The organism is Cellulosimicrobium sp. ES-005 (assembly GCF_040448685.1).
Taxonomy (GTDB): domain Bacteria; phylum Actinomycetota; class Actinomycetes; order Actinomycetales; family Cellulomonadaceae; genus Cellulosimicrobium; species Cellulosimicrobium cellulans_G.
Window position 1 is genome coordinate 1,480,218 of record NZ_CP159290.1, and the last position, 18,144, is coordinate 1,498,361.

The window sequence follows — 18,144 nt, forward strand, 5'->3', positions numbered from 1 at the left end:
CTCCTCTCGTCGCCGGTCGGCCCGGTGCGGCCGGCCGGTCCTCCACGCTAGGTCGGCTCGCCGCGCCCCGCAGGGCGGGCGGGTGCCCGACGCCGGACGTGGGACAATGGATGCTCCCGCCCGCCCGAGAGCGACCGTCGGCGCGCCGCCCCCGAGCGCGCGGCCCGACCCGCACGCCACTCCCAGGAGCGCACCCGCGTTGTCCCCGATCCCCAGCGCCCAGCTGAGCACCCGCATCCAGCCCGCGGCCACGCCGCCCGAGCTGATCCGGAACTTCTGCATCATCGCCCACATCGACCACGGCAAGTCGACCCTGGCCGACCGCATGCTGCAGCTCACCGGTGTCGTCGAGCCGCGCGCCATGCGTGCCCAGTACCTCGACCGCATGGACATCGAGCGCGAGCGCGGCATCACGATCAAGTCGCAGGCCGTCCGCATGCCGTGGGCGGTCGTCGAGGACGGGGTCGAGACGCCGCACGCGCTGAACATGATCGACACCCCGGGCCACGTCGACTTCACGTACGAGGTCTCCCGTTCGCTCGCGGCGTGCGAGGGCGCGGTGCTGCTCGTCGACGCGGCGCAGGGCATCGAGGCGCAGACCCTCGCGAACCTGTACCTCGCGATGGAGAACGAGCTCGAGATCATCCCGGTGCTCAACAAGATCGACCTGCCGGCCGCGCAGCCCGAGAAGTACGCGGAGGAGCTCGCGAACCTCGTCGGCGGCGACCCGGACGACGTGCTCAAGGTCTCCGGCAAAACGGGCGCGGGCGTCGAGGCGCTCCTCGACCGGATCGTCGAGCGCGTGCCCGCCCCGGTGGGCGACGCCGACGCGCCGGCGCGCGCGATGATCTTCGACTCGGTCTACGACACCTACCGCGGCGTCGTGACGTACGTGCGCGTCGTCGACGGCAACCTCAACCCGCGCGAGCGCATCGTCATGATGTCGACGCGCGCGACGCACGAGCTGCTCGAGATCGGCGTCATCTCGCCGGAGCCGATCGTCACGAAGGGTCTCGGCGTCGGGGAGGTCGGCTACCTCATCACGGGCGTGAAGGACGTGCGCCAGTCGAAGGTCGGCGACACGGTGACGAACTCCGCGAAGCCCGCGGCGGAGGCGCTCGGCGGCTACTCCGACCCCAAGCCCATGGTCTTCTCGGGGCTGTACCCGATCGACGGCACCGACTACCCGGTCCTGCGCGACGCGCTCGACAAGCTCAAGCTCAACGACGCCGCGCTCAACTACGAGCCGGAGACGTCGGTCGCGCTCGGCTTCGGCTTCCGCGTCGGGTTCCTCGGCCTGCTGCACCTGGAGATCGTGCGCGAGCGCCTCGAGCGCGAGTTCGACCTCGACCTCATCTCGACCGCGCCGAACGTCGTCTACGACGTGACGCTCGAGGACGGGACGACCGTCAAGGTGACCAACCCGTCGGAGTTCCCCGGCGGCAAGATCAAGCAGGTCAGCGAGCCCGTCGTGCGGGCGACCATCCTCGCGCCGAGCGAGTTCGTCGGCACGGTCATGGGTCTGTGCAACGACCGCCGCGGGCAGATGCTCGGCATGGACTACCTGTCCGAGGACCGCGTGGAGCTGCGCTTCACCCTGCCGCTCGCCGAGATCGTGTTCGACTTCTTCGACCAGCTCAAGTCCCGCACGCGCGGGTACGCGTCGCTCGACTACGAGCCGTCGGGCGACCAGGTCGCGGACCTCGTCAAGGTCGACATCCTGCTCCAGGGCGAGCAGGTGGACGCGTTCAGCGCGATCGTGCACAAGGACAAGGCGTACGACTACGGCGTCATGATGACCGCCAAGCTCAAGGAGATCATCCCGCGCCAGCAGTTCGAGGTGCCGATCCAGGCGGCCGTCGGCGCGCGCGTCATCGCGCGCGAGACGGTGCGCGCGATGCGCAAGGACGTCCTCGCCAAGTGCTACGGCGGTGACATCAGCCGCAAGCGCAAGTTGCTCGAGAAGCAGAAGGAGGGCAAGAAGCGCATGAAGAACATCGGGTCCGTCGAGGTCCCGAAGGACGCCTTCATCGCCGCGCTCTCCTCCGACGCCGCGGGCGGCAAGGACGCCAAGGACAAGTCCAAGAAGTGAGCCCGGCCCTGCCCGACGGCGAGCCGGTCCCGCCCGACGGCTCGCTCCCCGCGTGGGTCGCGCCGGGCGGGAGCGGGTCCGTCGCGGGGGTGCCCCGCCCGACGGCGCCGCGCGGGTTCGGCGTCTACCTGCACGTCCCGTTCTGCTCGGTGCGGTGCGGGTACTGCGACTTCAACACCTACACGGCGTCCGAGCTCGGCGGCGGCGCGAGCCAGGCGTCCTACGCGAGCACGGCGCTCCTCGAGATCGACCTCGCGGCGCGCGTCCTGCGCGACGCCGGCCTGCCCGAGCGGCCGGTGTCGACCGTGTTCGTCGGCGGCGGCACGCCCACGCTGCTGCCCGCCGGCGACCTCGCGCGCCTGCTCCACGGCGTGCGGGACGCGTGGGGCCTCGCACCCGACGCCGAGGTGACGACCGAGGCCAACCCGGACTCCGTGACGCCGGAGTCGCTCGCCGAGCTCGCGGCCGCGGGGTTCACGCGCGTCTCGTTCGGCATGCAGTCCGCCGTCCCGCACGTGCTCGCGACGCTCGAGCGCACGCACGACCCGCGCCGCATCCCGGACGTCGTGCGCTGGGCGCGCGACGCGGGCCTCCAGGTCTCGCTCGACCTCATCTACGGCACGCCGGGCGAGAGCCTCGACGACTGGCGGGCGAGCCTCGAGGCCGCGCTCGCGACCGGCGTCGACCACGTGTCCGCGTACGCGCTCGTCGTCGAGGCGGGGACGAAGATGGCCGCCCAGGTGCGGCGCGGGGAGGTCGCGCTCCCGAGCGAGGACGACCAGGCCACGAAGTACGAGCTCGCCGACGAGCTGCTTACCGCCGCCGGGCTGACCTGGTACGAGGTGAGCAACTGGGCCCGCACCGACGACGACCGCTGCCGCCACAATCTCGCGTACTGGCGGGGCGACGACTGGTGGGGAATCGGGCCCGGCGCGCACTCGTACGTCGCGGCGCCGGGGGCGCTCGGCGCGGAGCCGACGTCCGTGACCGACGACACGGGCGCGTCGGTCCAGGAGCCGCGGGTCGGCGTGCGATGGTGGAACGTGAAGCACCCGCGCCGGTACGCGGCGCTGCTCGAGGCGGGCACCAGCCCCGCGGCCGGGCGTGAGCTCCTCACGCGGGACGAGGGACGGCTCGAGCAGGCCATGCTCGGCGTGCGGCTGCACGAGGGTCTCGACCTCGCGGTCCTTTCCCCGGCCGGACGGCGCGCCGTCGCCGGGCTCGTCGCGAACGGGCTGCTCGACGGCCGCGCGGCCGTGGCCGGTCGCGGAGTGCTCACCCTGCGGGGGCGGTTGCTGGCGGACACGGTGGTACGGGAGATCACGGACGAGTGACGACGACCGACGAGGCACCTCGACCCGGGACGACCCCTGCGGGGGCCGGTCGCCCGACGCTCGAGGAGCCTCGCGTCGTCGGGCACGTGCGGGCGCCCGGCGCCGCCCGACGGCCGGGCCGCCCGACCGTGCGCTACCGCCGGATGCCCGGGCTGGACGGGCTGCGGGCGCTGGCCGTCCTCGTGGTCGTCGCGTTCCACCTCGCCCCGGCGACGTTCCCCGGCGGGTACGTCGGGGTCGACGTCTTCTTCGTGCTCTCGGGCTTCCTCATCACGACGCTCCTCGTGCGCGAGCACCGCGACCGGCACCACGTGGGGCTGCGCTCCTTCTGGGCGCGGCGCGCCCGCCGCCTGCTCCCTGCGCTCGGGCTGGTCGTGGCGGTGTGCACGGCGGCCGCGGCCGTCGTCGGGGGTGACGTCCTCGTCGGCATCGGCCCCCAGCTCCTCGGCGCCGCGACGTTCACGAGCAACTGGGTCGACGTCGCGAGCGGGGCCACCTACTCGGGTGCGCTGCTCCCGCACCTCTTCGGCAACCTGTGGTCGCTCGCGGTCGAGGAGCAGTTCTACCTCCTGTGGCCGCTCGTCGTCGTGCTCCTGTGCGTCGTGCGGCCCCTGCGCCGCCGGGCGCCGTGGATCGTCGCCGGGCTGGGGCTCGTGTCCGCGGCCCTCATGGCGCTGCTGTACGCGCCCGGCTCCGACCCGACGCGCGTCTACGTCGGCACCGACACCCACCTCTTCGCGCTCATGGCCGGGGCTGCGCTCGCGTTCTGGCACGTGCGCCCGGTCCAGCGGCCCGACGTCGAACCCCGGGCCGGCGCCGACGCGTCCGCCCTCCTGCCGGGCGGGCCGCGCGTGCGCACGCCGCGCGGCCGGGTCGCCGTCCTCGGCGCCGGGGCGGTCGGCGCCGTCGTCCTCGTCGTCGCCGTCGCGACGATGCGCTGGGACGGCGAGCTCGCCTATCGCGGCGGGCTACTCGTGTGCGCGGTCGCGGCGACCGCGGTGCTCAACGCCGTCGTGTGCCTGCCCGGCATCGGCGCGCAGCTCGACCGCGGTCCGCTCGGCTGGGTCGGACGGCGGTCGTACGGGCTCTACCTGTGGCACTGGCCCGTGCTCGTGCTCGCCGCGGCCGCGCTCGGGACCGTGGTGGGTCCCGTGACCCCGGGTGCCGTGCACCCGCTCGTCGTCGTCGTGACCCTCGCCGTGACGACCGTCGCGGCGGCGCTGTCCTTCCGGTACGTCGAGCGTCCCGTGCTGCGGCGCGGGCTGCGCGGCGCGGCGCGCGACCTCGCCCGCCGCCTCCAGCCGACGCCGGGCGAGGCGGGGCCGCGCGTCCTCACCCGCCGCGGCTGGGCGCTGGCGGCGTCGTGCGCGCTCGTCGTCGGCCTCTCCGCGGCCGGGGTCGTCAACGCGCCCGCCACGACGAGCGTGGAGCAGCAGATCGCGGCGGGGGAGCAGGTCGCGCGGGCGACGCAGGCGGCACCGCGCGCCGCGGCGCCCGCGGCCGGCCCGGAGGTGTCGCCCCCGGCAGCGGGTCCCGACCCGGGCCCGGCCGACGCGCCCGCACCGGGACCCGAGGCGGCACCCGCCGAGGCCGCGGCGGCCCCGGTCGCGGCACCGACCGGCGACCAGGTGACCGTCGTGGGGGACTCGGTGACGCTCGCGAGCGCGCCCGCGCTCGCTGCGGCCCTCCCGGGCACGTACGTCGACGGCGCGGTCTCGCGCCAGGTCAAGGACGGGCCGGCGGCGCTCGCCGCCGCGCGCGACGCGGGCGCGCTGCGGCCCTACGTCGTCGTCTCCCTCGGGACGAACAGCACCGCGAGCGCCGCGGCGATGGACGAGCTGCTCGCGGCGGTCGGTCCCGGCCACCGCGTCGTGCTCGTCACCGGGTACGCCGACCGGCCGTGGGTACCGGGCACCAACGCCGAGATCGTCGCCGCGGCGGGACGGCACCCCGGTGTGGTCGTCGCGGACTGGTCGGCAGCGGTGGCCGCGGACCCGACCGTGCTCGGTCCGGACGGCGTGCATCCCACGGACGCCGGAGCGACGGCGTACACGGCGGTCGTCGTCGACGGCCTGACCCGTGCGGCGGCGCTGGGCTCCACGACGAGCTGACCCTCCGCGGCGTCGTTCCGGTCCGCCCGGCGTTTCCCCTCGCGCCGCCGTCGGAATCCCGACAGGCTGGAGGGCGACAGCGAAATGTGCGACCGACACACGACGTCCACATCCGGTGCGTGGCCCGGTTCCCCCGCGGCCCGTCGACCGACCGAGGAGACCCATGAGCGACAGCACCGCCGGCGGCCCGCCGCGCGACGAGAACGAGCCGCAGCTCCCGTCGGACGCCCCGGCGCCCGAGAACCCGTACGCGGCGGCCGAGCCGCCGGTCCCGCCCCAGGGGCCCGTCGCGCAGGAGCCGCCTGCACCCCAGGCCCCGCCCGTCCCGCAGACGCCGCACGCACCGGCGCAGCCCGCGTCGCCGCCCCCGGCCTCGCCCTCCGGTGCTCCGCCCGCGGGCGCGTACCCGTCGCCGGCCGGGCCGCCGCCGGGACAGCCGTACGGTGCCCCGCCGGCCGGTGCGTACCCGCCCCCGGCGGGACCGCCGCCCGGGCAGCCGTACGGCCAGCAGCCGCCCGGGCAGCCGCCCTACGGCGGGCAGCCCGGGTACCCGCCGCCGGCGGCGCCGTACGGGCAGCCGGGGTACCCGGGTCAGCCGATCCAGGTCCAGGACGCGTTCTCCTACGGCTGGAGCAAGTTCACGCAGAACGCCGGGGTCATCCTCGGCGGCGTCCTCACGTACGTCGTCGTGCTCGCCGGCCTGTCGGTCGCGTTCTGGGCGCTCCTCGTCGGCACGGCGACGACCACGATCGACCCGCAGACGGGCGAGATCAGCACGGCGGGCGGGTTCGCTTTCGGGTTCGGGACGTTCCTGTTCGTCGCGATCCTCGTCGTGCTCGGGTTCCTCGTCCAGGCCGCGGTGGTCAACGTGTCGCTCCTGGTCACCCGCGGGAAGAAGCTCGAGTACGCGGACTTCTTCCGGTACCCGAACCTCGGCACGGTGATCCTCGTGGCGCTGCTGATCGGTCTCGCCACGGGCGTGCTCGCGATCACGATCGTCGGACCGCTCGTCTTCGTGTTCTTCGCCCAGTTCACGCTGTTCTACGTCATCGACAAGAAGCTCGGCGTCTTCGACGCGTTCAAGGCGAGCTTCACCGTCGTGAGCAAGAACCTCGGCACGGTCGTGCTGCTGTTCCTGGGCGTGTACCTGGCCGAGCTCGTCGGGACGCTCCTGTGCTACGTCGGCCTGCTCGTGGCGCTGCCCGTCGCCCAGATCGCGACGGCGTACGTGTACCGGCGGCTCAACGGCGAGCAGCCCGTCTGAGGCGGAGGGTGGCACTGCTCCCCGCGCGCCCAGGCCCCTGAGCAGCCAGGATAGGACCGAGCACGTCGAGGACGCGTGCTGCCCGCAGCACGTGACGACGAGGAACGAGGTGCACGATGACGGACCCCACGAACCCGGGCGGTCAGCCGCCCCGCGACGACGAGCCGACGCCGGCGGACGGCTCCGGCGCTCCGGAGCAGCCCACCCAGCCGCCGGCCGGTCCGAGCCCGGCGACGCCCGAGGGCGACGTCCCGCCCGCGTCGCCGTACGGCCCGGGCGGCGCGACGCCGCCGGACCCGTCCGCCCCGCCGTCAGGGCCGCCCGCGTACGGCGCGCCGCAGGACCCCGCCGCCCCGCCGTCGGGCCCGCCCGCCTACGGCGCGCCCGGGGCGTACGGCGCTCCCGCGGGCGCACCGGGCGACCCCGCGGCCCCGGGGCCGACCGCCCCGCCGCCGGGCGCGTACCCGCCCCCGTCCGGCGCCTACCCGCCGCCGCCCGGCTCGTACGCGGCCGCGGCCGGCGGCTACGGCGCCCAGCCCGGGTACACGGGGCCCGCCTTCGCGGTGGGCGAGGCGATCTCCTACGGCTGGCGCAAGGTCACCTCGAACCTCGGGCCGTGGATCCTCGTCGCGCTGATCTTCCTCGCGGTGAACGTGGCGTGGAGCTGGATCACGGGCGGGTTCGACCAGTTCCAGGACCAGTACGACTTCAGCGACACGAACTTCGCCGCCGTCAGCGGCATCACGTTCACGAGCATCCTGCTCGGGATCGTGGGCACGGTCATCGGCTACCTGATCACCGCGTTCTTCACGCGCGGCGCGCTCGACGAGGTGGACGGGCGCCGCCCGGACGTCGCGGCGTTCTTCCGCCTCGGCAACGTCGTCAACGTGCTGCTCGCGGCGCTGATCGTCGGCATCCTCACGGGCATCGGCTTCGTGCTGTGCATCCTGCCGGGCTTCGCGGTGCTGCTCTTCTCCGCGTTCGTCTACTACGTCGCGCTCGACCAGGGCGTCGACGCGATCACGGCGATCCGGACGAGCTTCTCGCTCGTCGCCAAGAACTTCGGCCAGGTGTTCCTGCTGCTGCTCGCGCTGTTCGGCATCAACATCCTCGGCGCGATCCCGTGCGGCCTCGGCCTGTTCGTCACGATCCCGCTGAGCTACGTGGCCGTGGGCTTCGCCTACCGTCGCCTCACCGGGGGCGTGCCGGCCGCCTGACGGCCGGTCGTCGTCGTTCACCACGCCCCGGTGCCGCCCGTCGGTGCCGGGGCGCGGCGCGTCCGGACCGGGGCGAGGTCAGGACGCCGTGACGAAGTCGATGAGCTCCTCGACGCGGCCGAGCAGGGACGGCTCAAGGTCCGCGTACGTGCGCACGGTGCCGAGGATGCGCTGCCACGCGCGGCCCACGTCCTCGGCGGTCTCCGCGGGCCAGCCGAGCTCGCGCAGGATGCCGCGCTTCCACTCGGTGCCCCGCTCGATCACCGGCCAGCGCTGCAGGCCGACGCGCGCGGGCTTCACGGCCTGCCACACGTCGACGTACGGGTGCCCGAGCACGAGCACCGTGCCCGCGGGGGAGCGGCGGACCGCGTCGTCGGCGATGCGGCGCTCCTTGCTCCCGGGCACCAGGTGGTCCACGAGCACGCCGACGCGGCGCTGCGGCGTCGGGCCGAAGTCGGCGAGCGCCGCCGCGAGGTCGTCGACGCCGTGCAGGGGCTCGACGACGACGCCCTCGACCCGGAGGTCGTCGCCCCACACCTTCTCGACGAGCTCGGCGTCGTGCTTGCCCTCGACCCAGATGCGGCTGCCGCGAGCCACGCGCGCCCGCTGCCCGACGACGGCGCGCGAGCCGGACGCGGTCCGCGTCGGCGCGGCGGGGGCGCGGGACGTGACCGGGGCGGTGAGCTCGACCGGCTTGCCGTCGACCCAGAACCCGGGCCCGAGCGGGAACGTCCGCGTCCGGCCGGCGCGGTCCTCGAGCACGACGACGTGCATCCCGCCCGACTTCTCGACCCGCACGACGGCGCCGACCCACCCGGTCTGCACCTCCTCGACGACGAGCCCCCGCTCGGCGGCCTGCGGTCGGGACACCGGCCGCGCGCGATGATGAACGGGGGCGGGCGTGCCGCCGAGGACGTCGAACCCATAACGATCGAAAGCCACGCCGTCACCCTAGGGGAGCGCCGGACGCACCCCGGCGAGATCGGCCCGTGCGTCGCGACATCGACCTCCCGAGGGTCGATCTCGGACGCTCGGGTCGATCTCGGCGCCCGGCGCCCGCCGCGCGCGGTCCCGGGGAGGGGTGGTACGACGGAGCGGTGAGCCCGCAGCGCGCCGAGCCGGACCCGAACCGCTGGCGCGTGCTGCCCGTCTGCCTCGCGGTCGGCTTCGTCACGACGCTCGACGTGTCGATCGTCAACGTCGCCCTCCCGTCGATCGAGTCGTCGCTCGACGCGGGGCCGACGCAGCTCCAGCTCGTCGTCGCGGGCTACACGCTCGCGTTCGGGCTCGCGCTCGTGCCCGCCGGCCGGCTCGGCGACGCCGGCGCCCGGCGTGCCCTGTTCATCGCCGGGCTGGTCGGGTTCGCGCTCATGAGCCTCGCGTGCGGGCTCGCGCCGACGGACGGGTGGCTCGCCGTCGCGCGCCTGCTGCAGGGCGTGAGCGCGGGCGTCCTCAACCCGCAGGTCGTCGGGCTCATCCAGCAGCAGGTCTCCGGGTTCGAGCGTGGCCGCGCGTTCGGCATGTTCGGCGCGACGATCGGGGTCTCGACGGCGCTGGGCCCGCTGCTCGGCGGCCTCATCATCGCGGCGGCCGGCTCCGCGGACGGGTGGCGGTGGGTCTTCCTCGTCAACCTCCCCGTCGTCGCGGTCCTATTGCCCTTCGCGTGGCGCCTCGTGCCCGCGCCACCGCCCGACGCCGCGCGCTCCGCGCGGGGCCCGCGCCGCCTCGACCTCGTCGGGCTGGCGCTGCTCGGTGCGGCGACGCTCGGCGTCATGATGCCGTTCGTCACGACGACCGGTCGCGGCGACGACGCCTCGCGCTGGTGGTGGCTGGTCGTGGCCGCCGCGGCGGGGACCGCGGCCGTCGTCTGGGAGCGGCGGTACCAGCGGCGCACCGGCGAGGCGGTGCTCGACCCGCAGGTCGTCGGGCTCGGGTCGTTCCGCAACGGCGCGCTGCTCGGCCTCGCCTACTTCGCCGGCTTCACGGGCATCTTCCTCGTGGTCACGCTCTACCTCCAGGACGAGCTCGGCTACACGCCGCTCCAGGCGGGGCTCGTGGGGACGCCGTTCGCCGTCGCGTCCGGGGTGTCCGCGTGGTTCTCGGGGCGCTGGGTCGCGCGCTGGGGCCGGCAGCTCGTCGTCGGCGGGCTGACGCTCGTCCTCGTCGGGGTCGTCGTGGCCGACGCCGTCGTGCGCCTCCTCGGGGACGAGCCGGGCGCCGTGGGGCCGGCGCTCGCGGGAGCCCTGCTGGTCGCCGGGGCGGGCAGCGGGACGGTCATCGCGCCGAACCAGACCCTCACGCTGTCCGAGGTTCCCGTGAGCCGCGCGGGGGTCGCGGGGAGCATGCTGCAGCTCGGGCAGCGCATCGGGTCGGCGGTCGGCATCTCGATCGTGCTCTCCGTGTACTACGGGGGCCTCGCGGGAGGCGACACGGCGGCGCACGCGACGGGGAGGGCGCTGCTCGTGACGATCGTGCTCGTCGCGCTCGCGCTCGTCGTCGGGCTCGCGGACCTGCGTTCGCGGCGAGCGGAGGACCGCGGGACGGGCCGCGCGGACGCGTAGGATTGGCACTCGGAGGTCGAGAGTGCCGACGCCCGCGCGCCCGCCCGGGGCGGCGACGGTGCGGCACACGGAGGTGGACGTGAGCGAGGAGCGCCGGCTCGAGGTGCTGCGGGCGATCGTCGAGGACTACGTCCTCACGCGCGAGCCCGTGGGGTCGCGCGTGCTCACCGAGCGGCACGGCCTCGGCGTGTCGCCCGCGACGATCCGCAACGACATGGCGGCCCTCGAGGACGCCGGGTACATCGCGCAGCCGCACACGTCCGCGGGCCGCATCCCCACGGACAAGGGCTACCGTCTCTTCGTCGACCGGCTCTCGGGCGTCAAGCCGCTGTCCGCGCCGGAGAAGCGCGCCATCGAGACGTTCCTCTCCGAGGGCGTGGACCTCGACGACGTCATCGCGCGCGCCGGCCGGCTGCTGGCGCAGCTCACGGGCCAGGTCGCGGTCGTGCAGTACCCGTCGCTGAGCCGGTCCGGGCTGCGGCACCTCGAGCTCGTGCCGGTCGGGGACTCGCGCCTGCTCGTCGTGATCATCACCGACACCGGGCGCGTCGAGCAGCGCACGCTCGAGGTCGCGAGCGTGCCCGACGAGGGCACGCTCGTGGAGGTCCGCGCGCGGCTCAACGCCGCCGCGGCCGGCAAGCGCCTCACCGACCTCGCGCCGGGGCTCGCCGCCGTGACGGAGAGCTTCCACCCCGACGACGCCCCGCTCGTGCGCGCCGTGGGCGACCTCGTCGCCCAGACGCTCGCGGAGGAGAGCGAGGAGCGCCTCGTGCTCGCCGGCACGGCGAACCTCGCCCGCGCGGGCATGCGGTTCGAGCATGCGCTGCGCCCGGTCCTCGAGGCGCTCGAGGAGCAGGTGGTCCTCCTCGGCCTGCTCACCGAGATGGCCGCGGAGTCCGGCGTGAGCGTCCGGATCGGGCACGAGACCCAGCTCGAGGGTCTCGTCGAGACCTCCGTCGTGACGACCGGTTACGGTAACGACGGTGACACGGTCGCCCTCGTCGGCTCGATCGGGCCGACGCGCATGGACTACCCCGGGACCATCGCGGCGGTGCGCGCCGTCGCGCGCTACCTGTCACGGGTGCTCGGCACGTGAGCCTCGCCGCGGCCTCCCCGCGCGCGGCAGGCATCCACGACGACCGACCTCGTGCCGGTCTCACGACCCGCACCAGACCCTTCACGACCGGCCCCCTGCCGGCCTCACGACCCGCACCAGCAGAGAGTGACGTGTGAGCGACTACTACGAGATCCTGGGCGTGGCGCGCGACGCCAGCCAGGACCAGATCAAGAAGGCGTACCGCAAGCTCGCGCGCGAGCTGCACCCCGACGTCGCGGGCGAGGAGGCGGGCGACCGCTTCAAGGACGTGGCGCGCGCGTACGAGGTGCTCTCCAACCCGGAGAAGCGTCAGCAGTACGATCTCGGCGTCGACCCGAGCGCCCCCGGCGGCGGCGCCGGCCCCATGGGCGGCGGGTTCGGCTTCCAGGACATCTTCGAGACGTTCTTCGGCGGCGGCCAGGCGCAGCAGGGGCCGATCCCGCGCGCCCGGCGCGGCCAGGACGCGCTCGTGCGGCTCGACATCGACCTGTCCGAGGCGACGTTCGGCGCGCAGCGCGAGCTCCAGGTCGACACGGCGGTCGTGTGCGGGACGTGCGGCGGCTCGTGCTGTCGCCCGGGCACCTCGCCCCGCACGTGCGACGTCTGCCACGGCCGCGGCACGGTCCAGCGCGTGGCGCGCTCCTTCCTCGGCCAGGTCATGACGAGCGCCCCGTGCGCCGCGTGCCAGGGCTTCGGCACCGTCATCCCCGAGCCGTGCGCGGAGTGCTCTGGCGAGGGCCGCGTGCGCAGCCGCCGCAGCATCACGGTGAACGTCCCCGCGGGCGTCGACACGGGCACGCGCATCAAGCTCACCGCGCAGGGCGAGGTCGGTCCGGCCGGCGGCCCCGCGGGCGACCTGTACGTCGAGATCCGCGAGCGCAACCACGACACGTTCGTGCGCCGCGGCGACGACCTGCACTGCACGCTCCAGGTGCCCATGACCGCGGCCGCGCTCGGCACCGTCCTCGAGCTCGAGACGCTCGACGGCGCGCAGGAGATCGACCTGCGCCCGGGCACGCAGCCGGGCCAGATCGTCACGCTCAAGAACCTCGGCGTGGGGCACCTGCACGGCAGCGGCCGCGGCGACCTCAACGTCCACATCGAGGTCCAGGTGCCGCGCGAGCTCACCGAGGAGCAGGAGCAGCTCCTGCGCTCGCTCGCCGCGATGCGTGGCGAGGAGCGGCCCGAGCCGCGCCTGTCGGCCGCGCACCCCGGCGTGTTCTCGCGCCTGCGCGACAAGCTCTCCGGGCGCTGAGGGGAGCGGTCGCGTGAGTGCTCCGGTGTTCCTCGCCGAGACCGGGCTCGACGCCGTCGCGCCCGGCGACCGCTACGTCCTCGACGGCGCCGAGGGCCGCCACGCGGGCGTCGTCCAGCGCCGCGGGGCGGGCGAGCGGGTCGACGTCGTGGACGGCGACGGCCTGCGCCTGCGCTGCGTCGTCGAGCACGCCGACGCGGGCCGCGTGACCCTGCTCGTCCAGGAGGTCGACCGCGAGCCCGCGCCCGCCGTCGTCGTGACGCTCGTGCAGGCCCTGGCCAAGGGCGACCGCGACGAGATGGCGATCGAGGCGGCGACCGAGATCGGGGTCGACGTCGTGGTGCCCTGGCAGGCGGAGCGCTCCGTGGTCGTGTGGCGCGGCGAGCGCGCCGCGAAGTCCCGTGCGCGCTGGCTCGCGACGGTCCGCACGGCGACCAAGCAGGCGCGGCGCGCGCGCCTGCCGCAGGTCGAGGTGGCCGTCGACTCGCGCGGCCTCGCGGCGCGCGTGACCGACGTCGTCGCGGCCGGCGGGCGGGCGATCGTGCTGCACGAGGAGGCCGTGACGCCGCTCGCCGACGTCGCGCTGCCCGACGGCGCGACCCGACCCGGCGGGGTGGCGCCCGAGGTGCTGGTCGTCGTCGGCCCCGAGGGCGGGATCTCCGACCGCGAGGTCGCCGACCTCACGGCGGCCGGCGCGGTCGCGGCCCGGCTGGGCCCGCACGTGCTGCGCACGTCGACGGCCGGTCCCGTCGCCGTCGCCCTCCTCGCCGAGCGGCTCGGCCGCTGGGGCGTGGCGGCCGGGCCTGGACTAGCCTCGGGGTCATGACCAGCACCGACGTACGCACGGACCCGGACTGCCTCTTCTGCCGCATCGTCGCGGGCGAGCTACCTGCCGACGTCGTCGCGACGAGCGACCGCGCGATCGCCTTCCGGGACATCGACCCCCAGGCCCCGGTGCACGTGCTCGTCGTGCCGCGCGACCACCACGGCGACATCGCCCAGCTCGCGGCGGCCGACCCGGGCCTGCTCGCCGACGTCGTCGCGCTCGCCGACGAGGTCGCGGGCGACCAGGCCGACGGCCAGTTCCGCCTCATCTTCAACTCCGGCCCGCGCGCCGGGCAGAGCGTGTTCCACGTGCACGGGCACGTCATCGCGGGCGCGGAGCTCGGCTGGACGCCCGCCTGAGCCCTGCGCGAAAGGACGTGTGGCGCCCCGGCGCGCTCGGTACGATGGAGGCGATCTGCGGGGCCGTGGCGGCCCCGGCCCCACCGTCCGACCGAAGGAGCGCAGCGGCGCAAGCCGGCTCATGACCTCTCTGTCCCGAGAACCCGACCCTCAGCCGCACCGGGTCGAGCACCGCATCGTCATCCCGACCCACGTGCCGATGGTCGCGCTCCTCGGCAGCCGAGACTCCGTGCTCCGGGCCGTCGAGGAGGGATTCCCCTCGGTCGACGTGCACGTGCGCGGCAACGAGATCGCGGTCTCCGGTCCCCCGGGGGACGTCGCGCTCGCCTCCCGCCTGCTCGACGAGCTCGTCGAGGTCGTGGAGGCCGGCACGCAGCTCACGGCGGACGTCGTCTCGCGCTCCATCTCGATGCTCACGGCCGCGACGGCGTCGCGCCCGGCCGAGGTGCTGACGCTCAACATCCTGTCGAGCCGCGGTCGCACGATCCGGCCCAAGACGGTCGGGCAGAAGCGCTACGTCGAGGCGATCGACGCCAGCACCATCACGTTCGGCATCGGGCCCGCGGGCACGGGCAAGACGTACCTCGCGATGGCCAAGGCCGTGCAGGCGCTCCAGTCCAAGCAGGTCAACCGGATCATCCTCACGCGCCCGGCGGTCGAGGCGGGGGAGCGGCTCGGGTTCCTGCCCGGCTCGCTCACGGAGAAGATCGACCCGTACCTGCGCCCGCTGTACGACGCGCTGCACGACATGATCGACCCCGACTCGATCCCCAAGCTCATCGAGGCGGGCACGATCGAGGTCGCGCCGCTGGCGTTCATGAGGGGTCGCTCGTTGAACGATTCCTTCATCATTCTCGACGAGGCGCAGAACACGACGACCGAGCAGATGAAGATGTTCCTCACGCGCCTCGGGTTCGGGTCGCGCATGGTCATCACGGGCGACGCGACGCAGGTGGACCTGCCCGGCGGCACCCAGTCCGGGCTGCGCGTGATCGAGGACGTCCTCACGGGCGTGGACGACGTCGAGTTCTGCCGCCTCACGTCGTCGGACGTGGTGCGCCACCGGCTCGTGAGCGAGATCATCGACGCGTACGCGCGGTGGGACCTCGCGTCCGGCACCGGGGCGCGACAGGGGACGGGCGGCGCACCGCGCCGCCGGGACGACGAGCGCCGCGGACGCCCCGCGGGCAGGGACCGACGGACGAGGGACGACGCGTGAGCATCGAGGTCAACAACGAGACCGAGGCCGAGGTCGACGAGGCCGAGTTCGCGGCGCTCGCGCGCTACGTGCTCGACGCGATGCGCGTGCACCCGCAGAGCGAGCTGTCGATCCTCTTCGTCGACACCGACGTCATGACCGAGCTGCACGTGCGCTGGATGGACGAGCCGGGACCGACGGACGTGCTCTCGTTCCCCATGGACGAGCTGCGTCCCGGTCGCGACGGCGAGGTGTCCGGCCCCGGCCAGCTCGGCGACGTCGTGCTGTGCCCGGAGGTCGCCGCGCAGCAGGCGGTGACCGCGGGGCACTCGACCGCGGAGGAGATGCTGCTGCTCACGACGCACGGCATCCTGCACCTGCTCGGCTACGACCACGCCGAGCCGGAGGAGGAGAAGGAGATGTTCGCGCTGCAGCGCAAGCTGCTCCTGACCTTCCTCGCCGGCCGGTGAGCGGCGAACCCGTCGCGCTCCTGGCGGTCCTGACCGTCCTCACGGTCGTGCTCGCCGCGGCGCTGAGCGCCGGCGAGGCGGCGGTCCTGCGCGTGACGCGCGCGGCGGTGAGCGAGGCCGCGCTCGGCGACGACCTGACGACCCCGCCGCGGCCGTCCGGGCGTCGCGCGCTGGCGCTGCTCGCGGACCCGGCCGCGACGGCCCGTTCCGTCGGGTTCGTGCGCGTCGTCGCCGAGGTCGCCGCGATCACGTGCCTCACGCTGCTCGTCGCGGCATGGCTGGAGCCGTGGTGGCAGGTCCTGCTCGTCGCGCTGGCGGTGAGCGTCGTCGTCGGCCTCCTCGTCGTGCGGGTCAGCCCGCGGTCGCTGGGCCGCCGGCACGCCGTCCGCGTCCTGCTCGCGCTCTCGGGGCTCCTCACGGGGATCGTCGCCGCGACCCGCTGGCTCACGCGCCTCGCGCCCGCCCCCGACTCGGGGGCGCACGAGCGCGAGCTCCAGGACATGGTGGACCGCGTGAACGAGTCCGACGTCATCGAGGAGGAGGAGCGCGAGCTCATCCGCTCCGTCTTCGAGCTGGGCAGCACCCTCACGCGCGAGGTCATGGTCCCGCGGACGGACATGGTCACGACCTCGCGGGACACGCCGCTGCGCAAGGCGCTGTCGCTGTTCCTGCGCTCGGGCTTCTCCCGCATCCCCGTGACCGGGACGTCCGCGGACGACCTCGTGGGCGTCGCCTACTTCAAGGACGTCGTGCGGGTGCTGCAGGGCGGCCCGGGGGCGGACGCCCGGCCGGTCGGCGACGTCGCGCGCGCCGCGATCTTCGTGCCCGAGTCCAAGCCCGTCGACGACCTCCTGCGCGAGATGCAGGCGTCGTCGTCGCACATCGCCATGGTCGTCGACGAGTACGGCGGCATCGCCGGGCTCGTGACGATCGAGGACGCGCTCGAGGAGATCGTCGGCGAGCTGACCGACGAGCACGACCGCCCCGAGCCCGAGGTCGAGGACATCGGCGAGGGCGTGCTGCGCGTGCCCGCGCGGCTCGGCGTGGACGAGCTCGGCGAGCTCTTCGGGCTCGACCTGGACGACGACGACGTGGACACCGTCGGCGGCCTGCTCGCCAAGGCCCTCGGCAAGGTCCCGCTGCCCGGCTCCGTCGCCGACGTGCACGGCCTGCGGATCGAGGCCGACCGGGTCGAGGGCCGGCGCAAGCAGCTCGCGACCGTCCTCGTGTCCCACGCCGCGGCCCCGACGCCGCCCGCGGCACCCCACGAGCCGGAGACCCCGGCCGACACCCGACCCTCCCTCCCGACCGTGAAGGACACCCCGTGAGCACGACCACCCCCGAGCACCGCTCCGGATTCGCCTGCCTGGTCGGGCGGCCCAACGCGGGCAAGTCGACCCTGACGAACGCGCTGGTCGGCCAGAAGGTCGCCATCACGTCCGGGCGGCCGCAGACGACCCGCCACACGATCCGCGGGATCGTGCACCGCCCCGACGCGCAGCTCGTCCTCGTCGACACCCCGGGCCTGCACCGGCCCCGCACGCTGCTCGGCGAACGCCTCAACGACCTCGTGCGCGAGACGCTGACGGAGGTCGACGTCATCGCGTTCTGCCTGCCCGCGGACCAGAAGATCGGGCCGGGCGACCGGTTCATCGCGAACGAGCTCGCCGAGCTCATGCGCGGGCGCCGCGGCACGCCCGTGGTCGCCGTCGTGACGAAGGCCGACCTCGTGGACCGCGGCACGCTCGCCGCGCACCTGCTCGCCGTGGACCGGCTGGGGGAGACCGCGGGCGGCTGGGCGGACATCGTGCCGGTCTCGGCGCAGGACGGCTACCAGGTGGACGTCCTCACCGACGTCCTGGTCTCGCACCTCCCCGCGGGGCCGGAGCTCTACCCGGGCGGCGAGCTCACCGACGAGCCCGAGGCGGTGATGGTCGCGGAGCTCGTGCGCGAGGCCGCGCTCGAGGGCGTGCGCGACGAGCTGCCGCACTCGCTCGCCGTCCAGGTCGAGGAGATCGTGCCCCGCGAGGGCAGCGGGGACGAGGCCACCGGCCGCCCGCCGCTGCTCGACGTGCGGGTCAACCTCTTCGTCGAGCGCGACTCGCAGAAGGCCATCGTCATCGGCCGGGGCGGCTCGCGGCTGCGCGAGGTCGGGACCCGCGCGCGGCACGGCATCGAGGCGCTGCTCGGCGCGCGCGTCTACCTCGACCTGCACGTGAAGGTCGCCAAGGACTGGCAGCGCGACCCCAAGCAGCTCCACCGGCTCGGGTTCTGAGGCGGGCCGCGCCCGGACGGGGGAGAGCCCCCGTCCGCGCGTCGGGGCGGCACCAGGGACCGGCGTCGTGGGTGCGACGTACGATT

At 74.7% G+C, this 18,144-nt stretch carries 15 protein-coding genes; 14 read left to right on the top strand and 1 reads right to left on the bottom strand.

Going from position 1 to position 18,144, the window contains the following annotated elements; translation table 11 throughout:
- Window positions 1–199: 199 nt before the first annotated feature.
- The 5 genes from lepA (at window position 200) to ABRQ22_RS06345 (ending at window position 8,018) form a co-directional block, all read left to right on the top strand.
- On the top strand, window positions 200–2,092 hold the full coding sequence (gene lepA, locus ABRQ22_RS06325) for a translation elongation factor 4 (protein WP_290444608.1): 1,893 nt from the start codon (window positions 200–202) through the stop codon (window positions 2,090–2,092).
- Window positions 2,089–3,426 carry a radical SAM family heme chaperone HemW gene (hemW, locus tag ABRQ22_RS06330; RefSeq protein WP_353708934.1) on the top strand — a complete coding sequence of 446 codons (1,338 nt, stop codon included), beginning with the start codon at window positions 2,089–2,091 and terminating at the stop codon, window positions 3,424–3,426. Before lepA ends, hemW begins: the two co-directional genes overlap by 4 nt.
- Entirely contained in the window at window positions 3,423–5,537 is a 2,115-nt protein-coding gene (locus ABRQ22_RS06335; RefSeq protein ID WP_353708935.1) for an acyltransferase family protein, read from the top strand. Before hemW ends, ABRQ22_RS06335 begins: the two co-directional genes overlap by 4 nt.
- Window positions 5,538–5,700: 163 nt before the next feature.
- On the top strand, window positions 5,701–6,801 hold the full coding sequence (locus ABRQ22_RS06340; RefSeq protein WP_353708936.1) for a hypothetical protein: 1,101 nt from the start codon (window positions 5,701–5,703) through the stop codon (window positions 6,799–6,801).
- 116 nt (window positions 6,802–6,917) lie between these two features.
- Window positions 6,918–8,018: a hypothetical protein gene (locus ABRQ22_RS06345; protein ID WP_353708937.1), complete on the top strand. Its 1,101-nt coding sequence runs from the start codon at window positions 6,918–6,920 to the stop codon at window positions 8,016–8,018.
- 78 nt (window positions 8,019–8,096) lie between these two features.
- Here the strand turns inward: ABRQ22_RS06345 and ABRQ22_RS06350 are convergent, their stop codons facing one another.
- Window positions 8,097–8,960: a DUF3097 domain-containing protein gene (locus tag ABRQ22_RS06350; protein ID WP_353708938.1), complete on the bottom strand. Its 864-nt coding sequence runs from the start codon at window positions 8,958–8,960 to the stop codon at window positions 8,097–8,099.
- 155 nt (window positions 8,961–9,115) lie between these two features.
- On the opposite strand from ABRQ22_RS06350, the gene ABRQ22_RS06355 reads away from it, so the two are divergent.
- The 9 genes from ABRQ22_RS06355 (at window position 9,116) to era (ending at window position 18,058) form a co-directional block, all read left to right on the top strand.
- Window positions 9,116–10,579: an MFS transporter gene (locus ABRQ22_RS06355; RefSeq protein ID WP_353708939.1), complete on the top strand. Its 1,464-nt coding sequence runs from the start codon at window positions 9,116–9,118 to the stop codon at window positions 10,577–10,579.
- A gap of 79 nt (window positions 10,580–10,658) precedes the next feature.
- Window positions 10,659–11,675, top strand: a complete 1,017-nt coding sequence (gene hrcA, locus ABRQ22_RS06360; protein ID WP_253050325.1) for a heat-inducible transcriptional repressor HrcA — start codon at window positions 10,659–10,661, stop codon at window positions 11,673–11,675.
- A 133-nt stretch (window positions 11,676–11,808) separates the two neighbouring features.
- Window positions 11,809–12,930 carry a molecular chaperone DnaJ gene (gene dnaJ, locus ABRQ22_RS06365; protein WP_253050324.1) on the top strand — a complete coding sequence of 374 codons (1,122 nt, stop codon included), beginning with the start codon at window positions 11,809–11,811 and terminating at the stop codon, window positions 12,928–12,930.
- 13 nt (window positions 12,931–12,943) lie between these two features.
- Complete coding sequence (locus ABRQ22_RS06370; protein WP_253050323.1) at window positions 12,944–13,756, top strand: 16S rRNA (uracil(1498)-N(3))-methyltransferase; 813 nt, start codon at window positions 12,944–12,946, stop codon at window positions 13,754–13,756.
- On the top strand, window positions 13,753–14,115 hold the full coding sequence (locus ABRQ22_RS06375) for an HIT domain-containing protein (RefSeq protein WP_253050321.1): 363 nt from the start codon (window positions 13,753–13,755) through the stop codon (window positions 14,113–14,115). The genes ABRQ22_RS06370 and ABRQ22_RS06375 overlap by 4 nt, the downstream gene beginning before the upstream one ends.
- A 121-nt stretch (window positions 14,116–14,236) precedes the next feature.
- Window positions 14,237–15,334 (top strand): PhoH family protein, encoded by a 1,098-nt coding sequence (locus ABRQ22_RS06380; protein ID WP_253050319.1) that lies wholly within the window; start codon window positions 14,237–14,239, stop codon window positions 15,332–15,334.
- Window positions 15,331–15,783: an rRNA maturation RNase YbeY gene (ybeY, locus tag ABRQ22_RS06385; RefSeq protein WP_087469283.1), complete on the top strand. Its 453-nt coding sequence runs from the start codon at window positions 15,331–15,333 to the stop codon at window positions 15,781–15,783. Before ABRQ22_RS06380 ends, ybeY begins: the two co-directional genes overlap by 4 nt.
- Window positions 15,780–17,111 (top strand): CBS domain-containing protein, encoded by a 1,332-nt coding sequence (locus ABRQ22_RS06390; RefSeq protein WP_253050317.1) that lies wholly within the window; start codon window positions 15,780–15,782, stop codon window positions 17,109–17,111. Before ybeY ends, ABRQ22_RS06390 begins: the two co-directional genes overlap by 4 nt.
- Window positions 17,108–18,058: a GTPase Era gene (gene era, locus ABRQ22_RS06395; RefSeq protein ID WP_253050315.1), complete on the top strand. Its 951-nt coding sequence runs from the start codon at window positions 17,108–17,110 to the stop codon at window positions 18,056–18,058. The genes ABRQ22_RS06390 and era overlap by 4 nt, the downstream gene beginning before the upstream one ends.
- Window positions 18,059–18,144 lie beyond the last annotated feature (86 nt).

Excerpts from the sequence above, each read along its gene's own strand:
- ABRQ22_RS06340 (WP_353708936.1), top strand. The coding sequence starts at position 5,701 with ATGAGCGACAGCACCGCCGGCGGCCCGCCGCGCGACGAGAACGAGCCG.
- ABRQ22_RS06345 (WP_353708937.1), top strand. The coding sequence starts at position 6,918 with ATGACGGACCCCACGAACCCGGGCGGTCAGCCGCCCCGCGACGACGAG.
- ABRQ22_RS06375 (WP_253050321.1), top strand. The coding sequence starts at position 13,753 with ATGACCAGCACCGACGTACGCACGGACCCGGACTGCCTCTTCTGCCGC.
- ABRQ22_RS06380 (WP_253050319.1), top strand. The coding sequence starts at position 14,237 with ATGACCTCTCTGTCCCGAGAACCCGACCCTCAGCCGCACCGGGTCGAG.